This window comes from Moraxella tarda, from assembly GCF_035181405.1.
Classification (GTDB): domain Bacteria; phylum Pseudomonadota; class Gammaproteobacteria; order Pseudomonadales; family Moraxellaceae; genus Moraxella.
Window position 1 is genome coordinate 18,591 of the sequence record NZ_JAYGGV010000002.1, and the last position, 19,993, is coordinate 38,583.

General features: G+C 40.7%; 19 protein-coding genes. 10 read left to right on the top strand and 9 right to left on the bottom strand.

The genetic code is table 11. The annotated features are described in order from the left end of the window. The first annotated feature begins 50 nt into the window (after window positions 1-50). Entirely contained in the window at window positions 51-488 is a 438-nt protein-coding gene (gene secB / locus U9670_RS02595; RefSeq protein WP_323842462.1) for a protein-export chaperone SecB, read from the top strand. A gap of 90 nt (window positions 489-578) precedes the next feature. Here secB and U9670_RS02600 read toward each other — a convergent pair whose 3' ends face one another. The 9 genes from U9670_RS02600 to U9670_RS02640 all read right to left on the bottom strand — a co-directional run bounded on the left by U9670_RS02600 (window position 579) and on the right by U9670_RS02640 (window position 9,784). Further along, entirely contained in the window at window positions 579-1,307 is a 729-nt protein-coding gene (locus U9670_RS02600) for a YdcF family protein (RefSeq protein WP_323842463.1), read from the bottom strand. Next, window positions 1,304-2,392 carry a UDP-N-acetylmuramate dehydrogenase gene (murB, locus tag U9670_RS02605; protein ID WP_323842465.1) on the bottom strand — a complete coding sequence of 363 codons (1,089 nt, stop codon included), beginning with the start codon at window positions 2,390-2,392 and terminating at the stop codon, window positions 1,304-1,306. Before murB ends, U9670_RS02600 begins: the two co-directional genes overlap by 4 nt. Beyond that, window positions 2,385-2,843, bottom strand: coding sequence for a low molecular weight protein-tyrosine-phosphatase (locus tag U9670_RS02610; RefSeq protein ID WP_323842467.1), 459 nt, complete (start codon window positions 2,841-2,843; stop codon window positions 2,385-2,387). The genes murB and U9670_RS02610 overlap by 8 nt, the downstream gene beginning before the upstream one ends. A gap of 79 nt (window positions 2,844-2,922) precedes the next feature. Next, complete coding sequence (locus tag U9670_RS02615) at window positions 2,923-3,327, bottom strand: RNA-binding S4 domain-containing protein (protein WP_323842468.1); 405 nt, start codon at window positions 3,325-3,327, stop codon at window positions 2,923-2,925. Between the two features lie 25 nt (window positions 3,328-3,352). After that, window positions 3,353-3,823, bottom strand: a complete 471-nt coding sequence (locus U9670_RS02620; protein WP_323842469.1) for a GNAT family N-acetyltransferase — start codon at window positions 3,821-3,823, stop codon at window positions 3,353-3,355. Window positions 3,824-3,841: 18 nt separating this feature from the next. Continuing rightward, a complete protein-coding gene (locus U9670_RS02625) occupies window positions 3,842-4,333 on the bottom strand; it encodes a hypothetical protein (protein ID WP_323842470.1) in 492 nt (163 codons plus the stop codon). Between the two features lie 74 nt (window positions 4,334-4,407). Then, window positions 4,408-6,135 carry an arginine--tRNA ligase gene (argS, locus tag U9670_RS02630; RefSeq protein ID WP_323842471.1) on the bottom strand — a complete coding sequence of 576 codons (1,728 nt, stop codon included), beginning with the start codon at window positions 6,133-6,135 and terminating at the stop codon, window positions 4,408-4,410. 162 nt (window positions 6,136-6,297) lie between these two features. Beyond that, window positions 6,298-7,218, bottom strand: a complete 921-nt coding sequence (locus tag U9670_RS02635; protein WP_323842472.1) for an arginase family protein — start codon at window positions 7,216-7,218, stop codon at window positions 6,298-6,300. A 175-nt stretch (window positions 7,219-7,393) separates the two neighbouring features. Further along, window positions 7,394-9,784 carry an AAA family ATPase gene (locus tag U9670_RS02640; protein WP_323842473.1) on the bottom strand — a complete coding sequence of 797 codons (2,391 nt, stop codon included), beginning with the start codon at window positions 9,782-9,784 and terminating at the stop codon, window positions 7,394-7,396. A gap of 339 nt (window positions 9,785-10,123) precedes the next feature. Here U9670_RS02640 and rsmG point away from each other — a divergent pair, with 339 nt between their 5' ends. From rsmG to U9670_RS02685, 9 genes are all read left to right on the top strand, one after another. Further along, window positions 10,124-10,783, top strand: a complete 660-nt coding sequence (rsmG, locus tag U9670_RS02645; RefSeq protein WP_416381465.1) for a 16S rRNA (guanine(527)-N(7))-methyltransferase RsmG — start codon at window positions 10,124-10,126, stop codon at window positions 10,781-10,783. A 70-nt stretch (window positions 10,784-10,853) separates the two neighbouring features. Continuing rightward, window positions 10,854-11,672, top strand: coding sequence for a ParA family protein (locus U9670_RS02650; RefSeq protein WP_323842474.1), 819 nt, complete (start codon window positions 10,854-10,856; stop codon window positions 11,670-11,672). 114 nt (window positions 11,673-11,786) lie between these two features. Next, window positions 11,787-12,896, top strand: coding sequence for a ParB/RepB/Spo0J family partition protein (locus U9670_RS02655; protein WP_323842475.1), 1,110 nt, complete (start codon window positions 11,787-11,789; stop codon window positions 12,894-12,896). Window positions 12,897-13,075: 179 nt separating this feature from the next. After that, a complete protein-coding gene (gene msbA, locus U9670_RS02660) occupies window positions 13,076-14,854 on the top strand; it encodes a lipid A export permease/ATP-binding protein MsbA (RefSeq protein WP_323842476.1) in 1,779 nt (592 codons plus the stop codon). 55 nt (window positions 14,855-14,909) lie between these two features. Beyond that, complete coding sequence (lpxK, locus tag U9670_RS02665) at window positions 14,910-15,923, top strand: tetraacyldisaccharide 4'-kinase (protein ID WP_323842477.1); 1,014 nt, start codon at window positions 14,910-14,912, stop codon at window positions 15,921-15,923. Between the two features lie 164 nt (window positions 15,924-16,087). Then, window positions 16,088-16,867, top strand: coding sequence for a 3-deoxy-manno-octulosonate cytidylyltransferase (gene kdsB, locus U9670_RS02670; RefSeq protein ID WP_323842478.1), 780 nt, complete (start codon window positions 16,088-16,090; stop codon window positions 16,865-16,867). 19 nt (window positions 16,868-16,886) lie between these two features. After that, complete coding sequence (locus U9670_RS02675) at window positions 16,887-17,459, top strand: histidine phosphatase family protein (protein ID WP_323842479.1); 573 nt, start codon at window positions 16,887-16,889, stop codon at window positions 17,457-17,459. After that, entirely contained in the window at window positions 17,456-18,490 is a 1,035-nt protein-coding gene (locus tag U9670_RS02680; protein WP_323842480.1) for a DNA polymerase III delta subunit-related protein, read from the top strand. The genes U9670_RS02675 and U9670_RS02680 overlap by 4 nt, the downstream gene beginning before the upstream one ends. A 221-nt stretch (window positions 18,491-18,711) precedes the next feature. After that, window positions 18,712-19,968 (top strand): putative DNA modification/repair radical SAM protein, encoded by a 1,257-nt coding sequence (locus tag U9670_RS02685; protein ID WP_323842481.1) that lies wholly within the window; start codon window positions 18,712-18,714, stop codon window positions 19,966-19,968. Window positions 19,969-19,993: the final 25 nt, after the last annotated feature.

Consider the following 19,993-nt stretch of genomic DNA (forward strand, 5'->3'; position numbering starts at 1 on the left):
CACCAGTTGATTGACATTTTATTTTTAACTTTCTAACTAAGGAAAAAATTATGACAGAACAAGCTCAACCACAGCTAGGTCTTGAACGCATTTATGTTAAAGACATTTCTTTTGAAGTGCCTAGTGCAGAGGTATTCACCAAAGAATGGCAACCAGAAATGGAAATTAATCTGGCGACTGCATCAAGCGATTTGGACGAAGATCACAAAGAAATCGTTTTGACTGTTAATGTGACAGTAAAAAATGGTGGCGGTGTAGCGTACATTGCAGAGGTACAGCAAGCGGGTATTTTCCTACTTAAAAATATTCCAGAAGAAGATTTGGCACACCTGCAACAAGCCTACTGTCCAAATATTTTATTCCCTTACGCTCGTGAGGTCATCAGTGATTTAGTATCTCGTGGTAGCTTCCCGCAATTACTGCTTGCACCAGTGAACTTTGATCAAGCATATCTACAAGCACAAGCTGAAACACAAGGCAATGCGTAGTTTGCTGATTGGAATGGTGTAGAATTTAATATATTTACACAATAAAATAAGCTGTCATTGGACGGCTTATTTTTTATTGTATTTTGGTGATTAAAAAAATATCTTTGCTTTTCGTCTTGGCATACTGATTTCTTTTAGGCTGATTTGATTGCTGGTGCGACAATTGTTTTGCGGACGAAAAACATCTCTTGCTAGAGCAGCGATTTCATACATAGCACGGCGTGAATGTACTAAATTATTTTTGGTATTTGTCCAAGTCAAGGGTATGCTAAGCGGTGCAGGCTGTGGCAGTGTGTTGATGCCCATGCGAGCAAATTGGCGACGCGCGCGTGCCATGTGATAGCGATCTGTAATCAGGTAAATGCTCTTTGGCAACTCATGATGCTCAAGCAGTTTGGTGGTAAACACAGCATTTTCACAAGTATTCATGCTGGCGTTATCACTGATGATGATAGGAGGGGTGCTATGTTGCAGTTTAGATCTGAGATAATCTTGTAGCCAAGGTGATTCCACCCCACTGGTAATGATGATGATTGGGGTGGTTTTGTAATAGGAAATGGCTTTATCGGCACGACTTTGACTATAATGATTGAGTATAATTTCGCCATTTTTTTTGGTCAATCCACCGCCTAGTACTACAAGTGTTGATGGCTTGTCTGCGTCTTTTATCGTCAAAAAACTGAATGAGTCGAGCAAAAAAACACTGATGTTGGCAAAAATAGGTGTAAAAGGTGTGATGATGGCAATGGCGGTGATGAATGCCATGCCAATGAAAAGCCGTCTTACCAACCACCAAAAATTTTGCCAAAATGACATCATATGGCCACACTACCATCTTCATGAACCCAAATTGGCTCGCGTACCAGTTTGATGCCAAATTTATCAGACACCGTACGGATGATGAAATCTTGCGTGGTCTTGATGCTATGTTGTGTGGCGATCAGTGGTGCGTGATTGGTTAGCACGAGTGCCTGTTTATTGTGAGTAAGAACTGGAAATATACCTTTGCCCTTTAATCCTGCCTTATCAATCAGCCATCCTGCTGGAATTTTGATGACATTTTCATCAATTGGATAGCTTGGCAGGTCATCAAATGCTGTTTTTAGGTGTATAAAGTCTTCCATTGGAATGATTGGATTTTGAAAAAATGACCCGCAATTTGCTAAGGTGGCAGGGTCTGGAAGTTTTAACTGGCGAATTTTGATGACCGCATGAAAAACATCAACAGGGTGGGGAGTACCTCTTTCATTGCTTATGGCAAAGTCTTGTGCAGTGATTGCTAAATCACCATAATTGGTCATGACTTTTTTGGCGGTGGTATGCAATTTAAAAATGACATGACTTATGAAATAACGATTGGGATTGTCTTTGAAAAAACTATGACGATAATCAAAATGGCAGTCGGCATTATCAAATTCTACTTGTAGTCCATTTATCAAGTCAAAAGCGATGACTTTTTCAATAAAGTCAGAAACTTGTACACCATAAGCACCGATGTTTTGTATGGGGCAGGCACCAACCAAGCCTGGAATTAGAGCAAGATTTTCAAGTCCGTACCAGCCATTATCCAAGCAAGTTTTGATAAAATCATGCCAGTTTTCCCCACAGGCAACTTTAATGATGATGCTGTCTTCGTTTTTTTTTAAGACTGTAATGCCTGCAAGCTTGGGGAGTATCACTAGGGCGTTTAGTATATTTGGCAACAATACATTGCTACCGCCAGACAGCACAAAAATATTAAGGTTTTGATGTTTAGCAAAATCAATCGCTTGTTTGATGTCGCTGTTTAATGTATCAGCGTTATCCAAAATTAGGGCATATTTGGCGATGCAAGATAAGGCCATGGTATTGTTTGTTGATAAATCATGGTCTTTTAAAATGCGATGATTTTTAATTTCATTCATGATTGTCTCCACCACACCACTTTTGTAGCCAATTTTGGCTTGCTTGCTCAATATGCAAAAACATGGCCTTAAAATCCTGCACATCGCCATAATAAGGGTCGGCGATTGCTGTTTTATCAAACATCATTACTTGTGCGGTAGCATCAGTGGGTTTGATTTTCTGCAAATCTTTAAAATTATTCTCGTCCATTGCAAAAATCACATCAAACTCATAAAAATCTTGTTGGTTCACTTGTCTGGCTTGTAGTGCGGTTAAATCATAGCCAAGAGATTTGCCAACAAAAATGGCACGCTCATCAGGTGGGCTACCAGTATGGTAATTAGCGGTGCCTGCTGAGTCAAGATGAATGCTGAATGATTGGTTTTTTATGATTTTTTTCATAACCGCTTCAGCACTAGGACTGCGACAAATATTGCCAAGGCAAACAAAAAGAACGGACTTTGGGGGCATAATGACTTACTTTAAATATAAAAAAAATTAACTCATTGTAGCATAAATGGCAACATCATGATTGATAAAATACTGGCTTTTACCATTGGTTTTTAAATCGATTTAAATCTCTGCGTTCTTTTTTATTTGGCTTGGTGTCTGGTCGTGCCAGATTTTGTAGCTTTCGTTGCTCAATAAAAAACTCCCGAGTAGCCAAGCTTTCTTGGGTTTCTTCGTACAATGTGCCAGCGATTGTGGCATTGCCACGACTTTCGGACAACGCTTTGATGACGACCACCTTTTCTTCTAGTCGGGTGGCGTGCCCTTGGCGTATATAAAGCGTATCGCCTACTTGTAGTTCTTTACTGACTTTAATTTTTTGTCCGTTCATGTGAACTTTTCCGCCCTCTATCGCTTCTTTGGCAAGCGTGCGTGTCTTAAAAAATCGTGCTGCCCACAGCCATTTGTCAGCACGAACACGGGTTGGGGATTCTTTGTTAGTCATGACATATCCAAAAATATCAGGTGATTTATATGTTCAATTCATAAATGTGCTGCACGCCTTTGATGCCCATCAAGGTTCTACCTGTATCAATAAAGCCCACCTTTTGGTATAGGGACTGAGCAGGGATATTTTTATGATTTACACCCAAAACAATCTGATCGCATAAGATATGATTATCTGTGATGAATTTTGACAATAGCAGTAACGCTGATTTTGCCAATCCTTGACCTTGAAATGAAGGATTGATGGACATTGAGCGTAGTAAAAGGGCACACTGATTGTTTGTATAAGCACATCTATCTTTGCCACCATCTAAGACAAAAAAGCCAATCGGAAGGTTGCCAAGTAAAATCACAATTTTATAAACCAAGTCTTTATCTGCCAAGTCATCATTAAGCCACTTTGACGGCAGGGTGGTAAATTTGCTTTGTTCATCATCCAAATGGTAGCGTAAAGCAGATTGGTATTGGCTTTGATAAAAGCTTAGGCTGAGCATGAGGGTTGTTCCTTTATTTTATTTTTGATGTGTTTTATCCAAGTCAAAGTCTCTTGGCTTTTTTTGGCGAGAGCTTAAATTATAATCCGCCCAACTGATAAAATAAAGCTCTTTATCCTTCATATTTGATCTTTGTAAATTTGGTTTTAATATGAGTTTTACCACACGACAATTTAGCCAAATGTGAGCATAAAAATAATCAATATCAACAATATCTTTATAAGCAATGTCAATGTAAATGCCATTTTTCTTGATGGTTAAGCCTGTGTTGTTGTCCACCACTTCTTCACAAAAATCTAGAACCTGACGATTAAATGGTATGCTCATCTGATGAATAAAAGTAGCAAGCATCAACAGCCCAAGTAACCCAAAAAATAAATCACTTGACATTCGTCTAAAAAGAAAACCAGTAATCAAAAGTACCGCAAACGCAATGAGATAGCGAAAGCGGTATTGATATTTTTTAAAAATCACCGCATTGCTGGCGATATTTTTGGGAAATAGGGTCATGATAAACGCTCGGCTTTGAATTGCAAATAATCATAAAACAAAGATAAGATTCACCACGCACCTTTTTGCCATATTTACATTTTCTCCACTGTTTTAATGCCTAATAGGTCAAGTCCAACTTTTAGGGTGTCGGCAGTCAGCTTGGCAAGCAAAAGACGGCTGGTCTTGATGGGTTCATTGGCTGATAAAATCGGACAATGCTCATAAAATGATGAAAAAATCCCTGCCAATTCATATAGATACAAAGCCAAGACATTGGGTGTGCCATCTTTGGTAAGCGTGCGTAGCGCATCTTCAAACTGCAATAGCTTAATGGTGAGTGTCCTTTCTTGTTCATTATCAAGGATAATATCGCCTACCAACTCATCAGGATTTAATCCTGCTTTGGCAAAGATTGACCGAACACGAGTATAGGCATATTGCATATATGGGGCGGTGTTGCCCTCAAAGGACAACATATGATTCCAATCAAATGCATAGTCTGTATTGCGGTTTTTTGATAGGTCGGCATATTTGACTGCACCAATTGCTACCGCTTCGATGAGTGCTTGTTTTTCATCATCATTGAGTTGGGTTTGGCGTTCATTGATCAGCGTGGTGGCACGCTCAATTGCTTCATCAAGCAAATCTGTAAGTTTGACCGTCCCACCTGTACGAGTTTTAAATGGCTTGCCATCTTTGCCTAGCATCATGCCAAAGGTAAAATGGTGCATCTTAAAGTCATTAGGAATAAAACCGCCCATTCGTGCAATCGTCCATGCCTGTTTCATGTGTTGGGCTTGGCGTGCATCAGTAAAGATGATGACCTTGTCCGCTCCGAGCGTCTTATGGCGATAGTGAGCGGCAGCGATGTCGGTGGTGGTGTACAAAAATCCGCCATCATTTTTTTGGATAATAACACCCAGAGGGTTACCATCTTTGTTTTTAAATTCCTCCAAATAAACAACCGTCGCCCCATCGTCTTTAACAGCAATGCCCTGAGCCACAAGGCGGTCAACCACACCTTGTAGCATGGGGTTGTATAGACTTTCGCCCATAATATCATCTTTGCTGAGAGTAACATTGAGTCTGTCATAGGTAGCTTGGCATTGGTTCATCGTGATGTCTACCAGCTGTTGCCAAAGTTTTAGGCTGTTTTCATCACCACTTTGTAGTTTGACGACATTTTGGCGTGCAGTGGTGGCAAAATCTTCATCACCATCAAACTTAGCTTTGGCAGCACGATAAAACTCTTCAATGTCTGCAAGTGCCATCTCGTCCGTATCGCCATTTTGCATCAGTTCTAAATATGCAATCAACATACCAAACTGAGTTCCCCAGTCGCCAATATGATTGGCACGAATGACGGTATTGCCCAAAAATTCAAGTGTGCGTACCATGCTATCGCCAATAATGGTAGAGCGTAAATGCCCCACATGCATTTCTTTGGCGACATTGGGAGCGGAGTAATCTACGACTATTTTTTGGCCATTTGTGGTGTCAATGCCAAGCGTGGGGCTATCCAAAGCGGTTTGGGCAGATTTGGCAAGAAAATCATCACTAAGAAAAATGTTAATGAAGCCTGGCCCTGCAATTTCACATTTGGCAATCATCTGGTTGGTGGGTAAGCCATCAAGCACGCTTTGGGCAAGTTCTCGTGGATTTTTGCCCAGTTTTTTGGCAAGCCCCATCACACCATTGGCTTGATAATCGCCAAATTCTTTTTTGTTTGATGGCTTAATCACAGGGTCGATTCCTGTGTCTGCACCTGCATTTGCCATGGCGGTGGCGAATAAATCGTGTAGCTTAGATTGAATGTTCATGACGGCTCTTATATCAATAAAAATCAAATAATAGTGAAACTGTGAATGACCGACAATAATACCAAAAAATAGCGTGTTTTTGGAAAAATTTTATCACTTTAATGCCAATGTTGATTGCTATTGATTTTTGATGGCTAGGTTGGGCTTAACAGGTTTTTGTAGTTATTTTAAGTGATTAATAGCATGTGCAAACAAGTCATAAATCATTTGGTGTTTGTTAGTGTCGTCATCAAGTGTCGGATTAAACTCAGTGATTTCAAAGGCTTTAATATTGGGCAGTACCAAAACTTTATCAAAAATTTGTTTTATCTCATCAACGCCATAACCGTTTGGTTCTCGTGTGCCTGTGGCATATACAAGATTTTCATCTAGCGAATCAATATCAAAACTGACATATACTGCGTCTGCCTGAGCCAAATTGCTACAAAGTTTATCAAGTACATCATCAAATTCTTGGCGGTGAGCATGAGCAGAATAGGCAAAGACACCATGTTTTTCAATCAAATGCTGTTCTGGCGACTCAAAACTTCTAAGCCCTAAAAAATACAAATCTTTGATGTTTAAATTGTCTGATGTGGATAAGTCTTTAAATGCCTGCCAAAGCTGTTTTTCGTCATCAGTAGGCATATTATTTGTGTGCTCATCGTTATCCACACCAAGTACAGCTGCTAAGGGCATGCCGTGCATATTGCCACTTGGCGTGGTATAAACGCTATGAATGTCAGCATGTGCATCAATCCATACCACAGCCACTTTTTTGTCTTTATGGGCATTTTTAAAACCTGACAGCAACCCAATTGCCCCTGAGTGATCACCTGAGATGATGATGGGTGTGGTCAGCTTGGCAATATGCTCAATGTGGTCAGCAACCTCTTGGTAAAACGGCAATAAAAACTCAGCATATTTTAAATTGGTATATTGCGTACCTTGTACCTTGGCGGTGTTGGCATCATCAATGCTTAGTTGTTCAAAGCGTGCCGTAGGATAATGACTTTTGGCAAATTTAGCAAGTGCTACCACGCCTTGGTCGGTGCCATGCTTGCCCGCCCCCAAGTCTGAGCGTATTTCAATAAAATCTAGCATACAAATCCCTTTTAAATCCTTTTGTTGTATAAACTTTATGATAGCAAAGTTGTAAGTTAAGTCAAATATTTTTTAGGTTGTCTGGACAATCACGCCAAAACCGCCAACTCAAATATTGACCAATCCACAGTGTTATTAAAACCATTTAGTTGTGTGGTTTTTTGGTTGGTAGTGTTCACCTTTCATTGTCTTCTTTACCTTTATTTCTTTTCTTTATTTTTTCTTTTTCTTGTTCGTCTTTGTCATCAATCTCCCATTTTAATAGGCGTTTGACGATTTTGCCAAATAGGGTGCTTTTTTTATAATTGCCATGCTTATTTTTATCATTAATTGCCAAGCCTGTTAAAATCTGCAAGGCGTCATAGATTGTTTCGATGGCATAGATATGAAATTGTCCATCTTTAACGCTTTGTACGATATGATCTGGCAACATGAGCTGATTGGTGTTGGATTTTGGAATGATGACGCCTTGCGTGCCTGTCAAGCCACGCTCAGCACACGCATCAAAAAAACCAATGATTTTCTCATTCACGCCACCAATTGCCTGAGCCTCTCCAAGCTGATTCATTGAACCTGTGATGGCAAGCGATTGATTGATGGGGATATTTGCAAGAGCAGACAGCAATACTGCACACTCAGCAAGCGTGGCAGAATCCCCATCAATATGTGCGTAGCTTTGTTCAAAGGCGAGACTTGCTGAAAAATTAAGCTCGGTAAATTCACTAAATAACGAGCGTAAAAAACTGGTCATAATAAGCATTCCTTTGGCATGCAAACTACCGCCCAATTCCACATCTCTTTCAATATCTAAGATTTCACCTGTGCCAAATTTTGGTGTGATCAGTGCACTTAAGCGAGCAGGCAAACCAAATTCGCTATCGGCGTAAGCAATGATGGTCAGTGCGTTAATTTCCCCAATGGCATATCCGCTGGTTTTGATGAGTTGTTGTCCATTTCTAAATTCTTGCCAATAAAGTTCTTTAAGATGGCTTTTGCGTTCTTTTATGTCGTTGAGTGCTTGTTTGACATGGTTGGCATTAACGGCATTGTCTTTGGGATTTAACAGATAATGGCGAGCTGATTCTACAATCAACTGCATCAATCTGTCGCTGTGCAAATCTAATTTATCCTTATCATCAGCAAGAACGGACAGCTCATCTAATATTGTAGCAAAGGCCGTGTTATCAAAAGTTGGTAGGTGCTGTGAGTGAATCATGTCCGCCATTTTAGTAACCAAAAAACGCTCGCTTTGGGCATTTCTGGGCAAAGTGTCGTTAAAGTCGGCACGAATTTTAAACAAGCTGTTAAACTCAGGTTCAAATTCTAGTAGCTCATAATATAAATCAGGTTCGCCAAGCAAAATTACTTTTACTGATAGGTCAATGGCATCAGGTTCAAGCGATACTGAGCCTGTTAAGGTCAGCATTTGTTCAAGGCTTGAAAGAGAGATTTTTTTGGATTGTAAAGCTCGTTTTAGCCCTTGCCAAGCATAGGGGTGCTCAAGCAAGGAAGATGCTTCTAATAATAGATATCCCCCATTGGCTCGGTGTAATGCACCTGCTCGAATCATGCTGGCATCAGTGACAATTGTGCCAAGTTGGGTGGTGTGCTCGATGTGTCCAAGCAGATTTGGGTGTGTTGGCATATCTTCAAAGATGATGGGTGCACCGCTATTTGGTGCATGGGTTACCACAACATTGACATAATAGCGATTAGGGATATTACCAACTGTTTTTACCAAAAAGTCATCGTCATGCTCAATGATGAATAAGATATTATCAATGATGTCTTGTTCATAAGATTTTAAATATTGATCAATTTTTTTGTTATGGACTGCGTATTTTTTGCTGATGGGCGTCAATAATGGTGCGATGATTTTAGCAACAAGACTGTCGTGTAACTCGTCAATTTTTTGATTGACCTCGTTTTCTAGCTCATCAAGTTTGATGTTAGTTTTGGTGAGCTGTTTTTGTAATTTCTCCAAGATATTGTTATTGATGGGTTTTTTTTCATCAATGGGGGTAAATACGGCACGCTGATCGGCGGATTGTCGCAGTATCAAATTGTGTGTTTTGGCGGTTTCATTTAACTTATCAATGAGGGTGCGTTCGCTTTTTTGGGCGGTCTGTTTGATTGTGTTAATGCTGTTTTGATGGCTAATGCTGCTGAATTTGGTGAGGAGTTTTTGGTAGAGTGCCTGCCAAAGTTTGTGCATGTCTTTAGCAAAGATTGACCCTTGGCCGCTTGGTAGCGTTAAGGCGATAGGGTTTCTTGGGGTGTCAAAATTATGCACATAAACCAAATCAGGTGGTGTGGCATCTGATTTGGTGCGTTCGCTCAAAAATCGTGTGATGATGGTGCGTTTGCCCAGCCCATTTTCACCCACCGCAAAGACATGATAGCCATTAGCTTTGATGTCTAAGGCGGTATTGATGGCGTTCATGGCCCGATTTTGCCCAAAAGATACCTCAAAGCTGTCATTGGCGGTTGGGAGGCTGACAGGGTCGGTGTAGCGTTTTAAGGTGGTGTGTGGCAAGCGGTAATGGTTATTGTTGGCTGTATTCATAAATGTATCAAATTAAAAAAGTCTGTTTTAAGGTTATTGATTAAATTTATTTTTAGGGTGAGCTGCTGATTTTTTTTATCCAGTTTTGATTGTCATTAAAACCTTGGTGCATTTGCAATAAAATGGTCATCTTGCTTAACTTGGTTTTTGATGTGTTTTGCCTGATTTGGTTTTGTGAATGCAAATGTTTGATTTTGTCGTACAATTTTACCAAAAAATAAAGCAGTGAAATGGTCTTGATGGGTTTTGTAAAATGCTCAAAGTGGCTGATGCTAGGGCTATTTTAACATAATAAAACATGGTAAAATAGCCAGTATTGTAAATACTGACAAAATTAAAATGATGACTTACCATAAAATTTCTGCATATGCCGATGGCTTTGCTGGCGATTTGGAGCGTTTTGCCAATGAGTTGAATTTGACCTTTACTGATGTACAGATTGGTCAATTATTAAAATATTTAGACGGTCTGCTTTTGTGGACTAAGGCCTACAATCTTACGGCCATCACCGCACCAAAAGAGGCATTTGTTAAGCATATTTTGGATTGTTTGGCCATCATTGCATATTTGCCATTTAATGATCAATCAAGCGTGAGCCTACTTGATATTGGCACAGGGGCAGGATTGCCATCGGTCATCATTGCGATCATGCGACCTGACTGGCAGATTACCGCACTTGACAGTAACGGCAAAAAAGTTCGTTTCATTCGTCAGATGGTCAGTGAGCTTAATCTTAATAATGTCACGCCTGTGGCAAGTCGTATTGAAGATTTTGATGGGGCGTTTGATGTGATTACCTCTCGTGCTTTTGCCAGCCTTGATGACTTTGTTAATCTTGCCAAGTCGTACTTAAAAGTAGATGGTGTACTGTATGCGATGAAAGGCAAATCACCAAGCGTAGATGATTTTGCCAATCTAGATGATTGGCGAATTGATGTTAAGGCAATTTGTGTGCCAAATTTGATGGAAGAACGCTGTGTGGTGTATCTGAAAAAATAATTTATTATTTTTTTTGACCATTTTTTTGACATTTATTTTTAATTATTTGAGTGATTTTGAAGGGGTGTTTATGGAAATCATTGCAGTCGCCAACCAAAAAGGTGGTGTGGGAAAGACGACAACGGCAGTAAATTTAGCCGCAGCGTTAGCCGTGATTGGCAAAAAAAAGGTTTTGCTCATTGACCTAGATCCACAAGGTAATGCCACAACAGGAGCGGGGCTTGACAAGAATGAACTCAAAAAAAGCATTGTTGATGTATTGCTTGATGAGACGAAGCTACACAAGGTGATTGAAAAAAATACGCAAGCAGGCTTTGATGTGGCAGGAGCCAATCGTGATTTGGCAGGCATTGATATGTCTTTGTCCGATGTTGAAGATGCGCCATTTTTGCTAAAAAAGGCCATCGAGTTGGCCAAAAAAAGTGGCAAATTTACTTATGACTATGTCATCATGGATTGTGCACCCAGCCTGAGTATCTTGACGGTGAACGCACTTGTTGCTGCTAAAAATGTCATCATTCCTATGCAATGTGAGTATTATGCACTAGAAGGGGTGGCAGACTTGATTGATACCATTAGGCGTCTAAAAGTAATCAATGAAGAGCTTCATGTGCGAGGTGTGGTGCGTACGATGTTTGATGGACGAAGCACGCTTGCCCAAGATGTCTCTGCTGAACTTGAAAATTATTTTGGTGAATTGTTGTATAAGACCACCATACCCAGAAGTGTGCGTCTGGCGGAAGCACCAAGTTTTGGGCAGTCAATTTTTGGCTATGAAAAATCGTCTAAAGGGGCAATTGCTTATCATGCACTCATGAATGAGGTCATTAAGCAGTCAGATGAACCTAAGCTATTTGAAGCAAAAGTGCGCGCACAGTTTGATTGGTAGTGAGTGTGGTTGTTTGGCAAATTCATCAAATAAAATCACAAAATTATGCTAAAATACTGATTTTATTTGCATGGCTAATGTTGGCTGTTTATTGGGTGAAAACTGGAAATTAACATGAAAAAGCGTGGACTTGGTACAAAGCGTGGCTTAGATGCGATTATTGGTGATATCAAAAGAGAAAGACAAATCTCTATTGGTGAAATTCTACCTGAGCAAAAGGCACCCATGGCTTTGGCCGATTTGGACGCACAGTCAGATGTGGCAAAGGGTACAAAAGCAAAATATCAAGATGCCAAGTTGACCGATTTTAGCCTACTTGATGATGAAGTGAGCATTGGTAAAGCTAAAAAACCCAAGAAGAAATCTAAAAATAAAAAAGATGGTGATAATACTCAACCTACTGAGCAAGTTACGCTGGTTCAGATTGACATTAATCGCTTGCAGTCAGGCAAGTATCAACCACGCCGTGAGATTAAAGAAGAGGCGCTAAGTGAGCTTGCCAGTTCTATCAGGCAACATGGTGTAATGCAGCCGATTGTCATTCGTCCGCTATTATCTGGTGAAAATAAGACGAGTGGCTCTGTAACCCATGAAATTATTGCGGGTGAACGCCGCTGGCGTGCTGCCAAGATTGCAGGTCTGACCAGCATTCCTGCCATTGAACGCATCTTATCTGATGAGATAGCCATTGCACTTGCACTGATTGAAAATATCCAGCGTGAAGACTTAAATGTATTAGAACAGGCCATGGCCTTACAAAGATTTCACACCGAATTTGGCATGAGTCATGCGATGATAGCCGATGTTGTGGGTAAGGCTCGTGCGACCGTATCAAATCTTTTGCGTTTAAATAATTTGCATGATGTTGTTAAAGGATATATACAAGAAGGGCTTCTTGACATGGGTCACGCACGAACATTGCTTGCTTTGTCGAGCAAACAACAGCCCATCATTGCCAAAAAAATCATTAACGCCAAAATGACCGTGCGTGAGGCCGAAAAATTAGTCAAGTCCATCTTAAATCCCGAGCCTAGCAAAAAAGACACGATCACCAGTCATGAAATTCTTACGCTTAGCCAAAAAATCTCTGATGTTTTAGGTGCATCTACCAAAATCAAACAGGGCAAAGATGGCAAGGGCAGTGTTGAGATATTTTTTCATGATGATGAGCAGTTGCAGGGCTTATTAATGCAATTTGGTATTAATGATCAGTTGATTAGTTAATTGACTAATCAACTGATTGGATTTTGTTATTTTGTTGATTGGTCATCAGTCGGCATCACATGGGGAGCTTTTTTGGTGACTTAAATGGTTTGATAAACCATTTGCTTTGCCAAAAACGCCATGCTAAAAACACCATATTGCCATTCATCTTAAAACACCGCCGCAAAAAAAGACATTTCATGCACACTTCTGATAGCAAACCCACACACCAACAAGATTTTGAACAAATAAACAAAACTGCCGTTTTTCGGCGGTTGGTGTCTTATTTAAAACCATATTGGTGGGCATTCATCTTAGCGATGGTTGGCTTTATCATCAGTGCAGGCAGTGAGGTGGCTGGTGCTAAGCTGTTTGAGTATATCATTGAAGCCATTGAGCATAACGATAATGTGCGTAAGTTTTGGTTTCCGTTTTTGGTAATTTTGCTGTTTGTGTTTCGTGGTGTCGGTGTGTTTTTGGGCAGTTATTATACAGCGATCATGGCACGCAGTCTTGTGTATCTTTTACGCATTGAAGTCTTTAATAAACTGCTTTGCTTGCCATCAGAGTTTTATCTTAATAATCCTGCTGGTACGATTTCATCAAAACTCATTTTTGATGTTGAACAGGTAACAGCAGCCACAACCGAATCTATGGCAACGCTCTTAAAAGACGGCTTGACGGTTACGGCGTTGTTTGGTTTTTTGTTTTATACCAATTGGCGATTGACTTTGGTATTGATGATTATCGTACCACCGATTTTTTGGATCATCAGATTTGTTTCCAAGCGTTTTGCCATGTTGTCTATGGGTGTGCAAGACACCATGAGTGCGGTCAGTCATATCACCAATGAAGCCATTACAGGCTATCAGGTGGTAAAAAATTACAGTGGTCAGATTTATGAAGCACAAAGATTTAAAAAAGCATCTTTGGATAACTTAAATAAAGGTTTGCAAATCACCATTTTGGCTGCCATCAATTCACCTGTGATTCAGTTGCTTATGGCAACAGGTATGTGTTTTGTGATTTGGTTGTCGCTTCGTCCTGAGATGTTGGGTGATACAAGTGCTGGCGAGTTTTCTGCATATTTAGTAGCAGCGGTATCTTTGGCTCGTCCTGTTAAGGCATTGACTGATGTCAATCAAAAGTTACAGCGTGGCATTGCAGCGGGCGTATCAGTTTTTATGCTGATTGACGAAACTGAGGAAAAAGATGATGGGGTACTAATGCCCATCATTACTGGCGACATCAGTTTTAAAGATGTTGATTTGACTTATGAAAGTGGCACGCAAGCGATTAAAAAATTCAGCCTTGATATCAAGGCAGGAGAAACGATAGCGGTGGTCGGTCGGTCGGGCTCTGGCAAAACCACGCTTGTTAATCTGCTGACCCGTTCACTCAATCCAACAGCTGGGCGGATTTATATTGATGGTACGCCCATTGATGAGATTAGGCTGTCATCGTTGCGTGAACAAATTTCAATGGTTAATCAGCAAGTTACGCTTTTTTTGGACACGGTGGCACATAATATTGCCTATGGGGCATTATCTAACAAATCTCGTGATGAGATTATTTGTGCCAGTAAGGCTGCCTATGCCCATGAATTCATCATGGATTTGCCAAATGGCTATGACAGTTTTATTGGGGCAGAAGGGCTGCAACTTTCTGGTGGGCAACGCCAAAGGCTGTCTATTGCAAGAGCTTTACTCAAAGATGCTCCGATTTTAATTTTAGATGAGGCAACTTCTGCCTTGGATAATGAAAGTGAGTTTTATATTCAAAAAGCATTGGAAGCTGTAATGAAAGGGCGTACCACGCTTGTGATTGCACATCGTTTATCTACCATACAAAATGCTGACCGTATCATCGTCATGGATCAAGGTCAAATCATCGAGATGGGCACGCATGATGAGTTGTTGACCAAAGGTGGTATGTATCGCACCATGTATGAACGCACTTTTGATGAGACAGCCAAGTAAACGGCAAACTTAAAAAAATAAAGTGAATAGATTTAACAGATAGGGCGTAAAGCAGATGAATCAGATAGAATTACTCATCAATAAAGCATGGGAGAAAAATTCCCCCATGCTTACCGCACTTGCTCCTTTATCCGCTTTATATGGTATGGCAGCAAGAGTGCATCAGTCGCTTTATGATGGTGGGCGACTGACCAAATACCATGCCCCAGTCCCTGTGATGGTCATTGGTAATATCACAGTGGGTGGCAGTGGCAAGACTCCACTCATCATTGCTTTGGTTAAATATTTGCAAAGTAAAAAAATCAATGTGGGAGTGGTCAGTCGTGGTTATGGTCGGTCGGACAAAGTCCCTGCCATCGTCAAGGCAGATAGTAAACCGACAAAAGTGGGCGACGAGCCATGTTTGATTGTATCTGAGACTGCCGTGCCAATGGCGGTGGGGGTAAATCGTGGTCAGGCAATTGATTTATTGATACAAAATTACCCAAATTTACAGCTCATCATCAGTGATGATGGGTTACAACACCACGCCTTGTATCGTGATGCTGAATGGATAGTGGTAGATGGGGTGCGTGGTTTTGGTAATGGCAAATTATTTCCGCAAGGATTTTTGCGTGAGTCGATAAAACGCCTAGATGGGGCGACTGTGATTTATCATGACAACCGAGCTGACTGTTATGATGATAATGCTTTACTGATGCACCTTATGCCAGGTACGCCCACACCTTTATTGTCAAGTGATCGTACGCTACATCCCCAACAAGTCTATGCTGTGAGTGGTATTGGCTACCCTGTGCGTTTTTTTAAAACACTTGCTGATTTGGGTTTTGCTGTCGTAGAAAAACCTTTTGGCGACCATCATAACTTTACCCTTGATGATTTAATGGAGCTTGCAGACCTACCCATCATAGTTACCAGCAAAGATGCGGTTAAACTGCGTGAGCTTGCCAAGACTTTGCCACACATTATTTTTGATAACATTTGGGTATTGCCTGTGCAAGCAGTGCTATCAAAGAGTATTTATGATGAAATGGATAAGGTTTTGATGAGCCTTGGGATTAAAATCTGACAAAATTGAGTGCATTATCCATCTTGTGAGCATGATTGATGGGTGATGTACTTTTTTTAATAAAACCATTTTAATCAAATAGTAAGTTTAACGCTGCTTTTATTTTGTCGGATTTTGCTTTACAATGAACCTTAATTCATCATCAAATCATATACTTAAATATTATGAAAACCCACTCAAAAACCCACATCATCATTCCTGCTCGTTACAAATCTACTCGCTTGGCTGGCAAGCCTTTGTGTGAAATTCATGGTAAACCGATGGTACTTTGGACAGCACAGAAAGCTTTAAAGGCCACCTTTGCTGATAGTGTGTGCGTAGCAACGGACGATGAGCGAATTTTTAAGGTTTGTCAAAATGCTGACATTCCTGTTGTGATGACAGGTGAACACGCATCAGGTACGGACAGATTGGGTGAGGTAGCACAAATTTTGGATTTGGCTGATGATGATATCGTGATTAATATGCAGGGTGATGAACCGCTTGTACCTCCAGTGCTACTAGAACAAGTCAAAGACCTTTTGCTTAAAAATACTGACTGTGTGATGGCAACTTTGTGTGAAGTTATTGATAATTTTGAGGATTTTTATAAAAATTCGGTGGTTAAAGTGGTCAAGGCTGGCAATCAGGCACTGTATTTTAGTCGCAGTCCCATACCATATGACCGAGATGGGGTTTTGAAAAATGAGCTTGGTGGTATGCCTCAAAATGCCTTTCGCCATTTAGGTTTGTATGCTTACCGTGTTAAATTATTAAAAACTTTTCATCAATGGCAACAAGGTGGGCTTGAAAAATTAGAGAGTTTGGAGCAGCTACGCATCTTAGAAAATGGACATAAAATTGCCATTGATGTTGCCAAACTTGTTCTGCCGCTTGGCGTGGATACGCATGATGACTTGGTCAGATTAAACGCCATGCCGATTGACGACTTTTTAAAATTTTAATTTTTTGATGAGATGGCTTATGACCACCATTTATTTTGTTCGCCACGCTGAGCCTAATTATGATCATCGAGATGATTTTAGTCGGGAATTGACACCAAAGGGCGTCGCTCAAAGTGAAAACTTGATCTATGTCTTTAAAGATATTGATATAGATTTATTCTTTTCAAGTCCTTATAAAAGAGCGGTGGATACCATTTATCCATTGGCCAGACATCGTCAAAAAGATATTGAAATCAATGATGATTTTCGTGAAAGAAAGATTGGTAAATGGGTAGATGACTTTGATGAATTTAGCCAAAGACAATGGCAGGATTTTGACTATCATCTGACAAATGGTGAAAGTCTTAACGATGTTCAAAAAAGAAATATTGTAGCGTTGCAAACCCTATTAAACACTCACCCTAAAAAGACAGTTGTTATTGGCACGCATGGCACAGCGTTATCTACCATCATGAATCATTATTATCCTAATTTTGGGTTTGATGACTTTTATGCTAATAAGCGAAAATTGCCTTGGATAATGGTATTGGAATTTGACGGCTTGGCATTAAAAAACAGTCATGAACTTGTGATAGATGGCCATTCATCATGAATAATCATGCCTCTAAACCATCAGCCGACCTGCCTTATTTTTCTCCCCTTTTTGCTTGGCAATCGCAGGCATGGGAGCAAGTTGTGCAACAGTTTTATGATGATAAGCTGCCTCATGGACTTTTGGCAGGTGGTATGGCGGGTATTGGTAAGCATGCCTTTGTATGGCGATTGGCGGCATGGCTACTTTGTACCAATAAAACTAAAAATGGGGCGTGTGGTGTGTGTCAAAGTTGTCATTGGCTTACGGCTGGTACGCACCCTGATTTGCTGGTCTTGCCAAATGAGAGCTTGCCAACAGCAGAGATTGATGAAAAGACGGATAAGGCCTCATCTATTAAGATTGATGACATTCGAGCTTTGCAGGAATATGGGCACATCAAAGGGCGAGGTGTGCGACTCATCGTTCTAGATGGTGCTGAGCGTTTGACATTAGGGGCGAGCAATGCCTTGTTAAAAACCTTAGAAGAGCCTCGTGCAGGCGTGTATTTGATACTCATCAGCGACAACCCAACTCGCCTGTTGCCAACCATAAAAAGCCGTGTACAAACCCTGCCACTTAGGCAAATTGCGTATGATGTAGCACTTGATTTTATTACACAAAAACTGGGTGATCGGCAGTTGGCCAGTTTGTGTCTTGATTTGGCAGATGGTGCGGTACTTTCTGCGATAAAGTTGCCACAGGCAGTGTGGTTTGATCAGCGAGCATTGTGGATAAAAACTTGGTTGGCTTTACGAAATGGACAGCGACAGCCGATTGTGGCAAGTGATTATTGGCAAAAAATGATGGCATTTACAGATTTTATCACTTTAACACGCCTGATGCTTGTTGATGTGATGCGTGTTGGTTTGTGTCTTGACAGTCGGCATACAGACATTCATGTGGCGAATTTAATGCAAAACCAAACGCTTGATTTGGTTCGTATTGAGCATTTTTTGACCGTGCTTGATGATATGGTGATGGCGGTGGGGCAAAATGTGCAAGAAAAGATGGCGTATGATGGAATGTTTTATGAGCTTGCTAGACTATAGCAAACCACAAGAGCCGTAGCCATAAAGTACGATAATAAAGATTGATACTAAATTTGATGATTAAGTTGATGATATTGCAAGTATTTATGGGCGGGACAAGTATTGATTAGGCAGGCGTATGAGAATTTTATGGGGTATTTAAGACAACTTGGTGTGTCATTGAAATTTTTGTGATTAAGCATCATTTAATCATGAACCATTAAAAGAGACTGATAGCAATAATGAATCACGAACGCATTGAGCAAAAACTTGCCATTCTCGCCGATGCCGCCAAATACGATGTCTCCTGTTCATCAAGTGGTGGTAACCGCAAAAATGCAGGCGGTCTGGGCAATTCATCAAAATCAGGCATTTGTCACAGCTATACCGAGGACGGTCGCTGTGTGTCTTTATTAAAAATTTTATTCACCAATCACTGTATTTATGATTGTGCCTACTGCACCTCACGCCGCAGCCATGATACACCAAGAGCTGCTTTTACCGTAGAGGAAGTGGTGGATTTGACCATGCAGTTTTATCGCAGAAACTATATAGAAGGGCTGTTTTTGAGCTCGGGGATTTTTAAAAATCCTGACTATACGATGGAGCGACTTGTGCGTGTTGCCAAAACTTTGCGTACTAAGCATAACTTTCATGGCTATATTCACCTAAAAACCATACCTGGGGCTTCTGATGATTTGATGAAAGAAGCAGGGCTATACGCTGATCGTCTGTCGGTGAATATGGAGATTCCCACCAAATCAGGGCTTGCTTTGCTTGCCCCTGAAAAAAACCACGATGACATGAAAGCTCCCATGCAGACCGTGCAAGAGCAAATTGTACAATTTAAAGATTCACGCAAAGTCCACAAGCACGCGCCAAAGTACACGCCAGCAGGGCAGTCTACACAGTTTATCATTGGGGCGACAGGCGAGTCAGATCATCAAATCATTCGTTTATCGAGTCATTTTTATCAAAAATACGACCTAAAACGAGTGTATTATTCAGGTTATGTGCCGATGCTCACAGATAAACGCTTACCTGATGTCAGTACACCTGTGCCACTGGTGCGTGAAAATCGACTGTATCAGGCAGATTGGCTCATGCGATTTTATGGCTTTGGTGCCGATGAGATTGTAGATGCAGATAATCCATTTTTAGATTTGCAACTTGATCCAAAAATGGCATGGGCAGTTCGTCATCGTGAGCATTTTCCCATCAATATCCAAACTGCCCCCTATGAAATGGTGGTGCGTGTACCAGGGATTGGTGTGCATACAGCAAAGAAAATCATGAGTGCCAGAAGATTTACCACGCTGACTCTTGAGCATTTAAAACAGATGGGTGCGGCGGTGAATCGTGCCAGATATTTTGTGGCACTCAATATACCCAACCCTTATTTAAACGACCTGATGCGTGATAATTTTCGTGATGTGCTTTTAAATCAAACCCAAAGTAAGTTTAAAGAAGCACGAACAGGGCAGTTGCCACTATTTTGATGGCTAAAAATTTTGTCTATTGGAC